The following is a 1,740-nucleotide window of genomic DNA, read 5'->3' as shown; positions in this document are numbered from 1 at the left end:
CCACCGACCCGAACCCCCGGATCAGCAGCCACCACACCCAACACCCGCACCAACCGCTCGACCAACCGCTCAGCCGTCACCACGTCGAAGAGATCCGTGCTGTACTCCAAGGCGCCCCGCATGCCGGCCGGCGTGCCGTCGGTGCCGCGCTGTTCGGAGAACCGGAAGAGCAGGTCGAACTTGGCGGCTCCGAGGTCCACGGGCTCGGGCGCGACCGTGAGACCGGGCAGACTGCGCACCGCGTCGGCGGCGGCCTGCTGGTCGATGTTGTTGAAGACGAAGCGCACCTGGAAGAGCGGATGCCTTGCCTCGACACGTGTGGGGTTGAGAACCTCCACCAACCGCTCGAAGGGAACGTCCTGGTGGGCGTACGCGGCGAGATCCGTCTCGCGCACCCGGGCGACCAGTTCCCTGAAGGTCGGGTTGCCGGACAGGTCCGTGCGCAGTACCAGTGTGTTGATGAAGAAGCCGACCAGGTCCTCCACCGCGTCGTCGGTGCGGCCGGCGACAGGGGTGCCCAGCGGGATGTCGGTCCCGGCGCCCAGCCGCGACAGCAGCGTCGCCAGCGCGGCCTGCACCACCATGAAGGGGCTGGCCTGGCACCGCCGGGCCAGCTCCACGAGCCGGGCGTGCAGCTCCGCCGGTATCTCGAAGGGGAACGATCCGCCCTCGAAGGACGCGGTGCCGGACCGCGGCCGGTCGGCAGGGAGTTCCAGTTCCTCGGGGAGTCCGGCCAAGGCCTGCTTCCAGTAGTCCAGTTGCCGCGAGATCGGGCTGTCGGTGTCCTCCTCGGAGCCCAGTACCTCTCGCTGCCAGAGCGTGTAGTCCGCGTACTGCACGGGCAGTTCCCGCCACTGCGGGGCCGTGTCCGTGGTGCCGGCGCCGTAGGCCGCGGTGAGGTCGCGGGCGAGCAGCGGCATGGACCAGCCGTCGCCGACGATGTGGTGCACCAGCACCAGCAGGACATGCTGCTCCGGCCCCAGCTCGAACAGCTCAGCGCGCAGAGGAAGTTCGGCGGTCAGGTCGAAGCCGTAGCGGGCCGCTGCCTCCAGTGCGGCGGGCAGTCCGGCCTCGTCGGTCGGTACGACGTCCAGGGCGGGTACGGCTTCCTCGACCGGGAGCACCTTCTGGTAGGGGCCCTCGGCGTCCTCGCCGAACACCGTGCGCAGGGACTCGTGCCGGGCGACGACCGCGCCGAGAGCCGTCCGCAGGGCATCGCGGTCCAGTGCGCCCGTCAGTCGCAGCGACACCGGCATGTTGTACGTCGGGCTCGGGCCCTCCAGCCGGTGCAGGAACCAGAGGCCGCGCTGGGCGAAGGACAGCGGCAGCCGGTCCGGCCGGGAGGCGGCGCGGACAACCGGCGTGCGACCCGTGTGCGCGGTGTCGAGTGCCTGGGCCAGCGCGGCGACGGTGGGTGTGCTGAAGATCTGCCGCACGGCCAGTTCGGCGCCGAGTGCGGAACGGATGCGGCTCGCGAGGCGCGTGGCCAGCAGGGAGTGACCGCCCAGGTCGAAGAAGCTGTCCTCGACACCGACCTCAGGCAGGCCGAGCACCTCGGCGAAGAGACCGCACAGGATGTCCTCGCGTGGCGAACGTGTGCTGCGGTCCCGCGACGTGACGGTGTACTCGGGTGCGGGCAGCGCCCTGCGGTCGAGTTTGCCGTGCGGGGTCAGCGGGAGCGCGTCCAGGACCACGACCGCGGACGGCACCATGTACTCCGGCAGCGTCTCACCGAGCGAC

1 protein-coding gene is annotated in these 1,740 nt (G+C 70.9%); it reads right to left on the bottom strand.

Going from position 1 to position 1,740, the window contains the following annotated elements:
• On the bottom strand, positions 1-1,740 hold a 1,740-nt coding region (locus tag AB0G56_RS42145), incomplete at both ends, for a condensation domain-containing protein (protein ID WP_360981657.1).

This window comes from Streptomyces sp. NPDC021356 (genome assembly GCF_040641015.1).
Taxonomy (GTDB): Bacteria; Actinomycetota; Actinomycetes; order Streptomycetales; family Streptomycetaceae; genus Streptomyces.
Note: the sequence above shows the minus strand (reverse complement) of the source record. Positions and strands in the feature narration are given on the sequence as shown.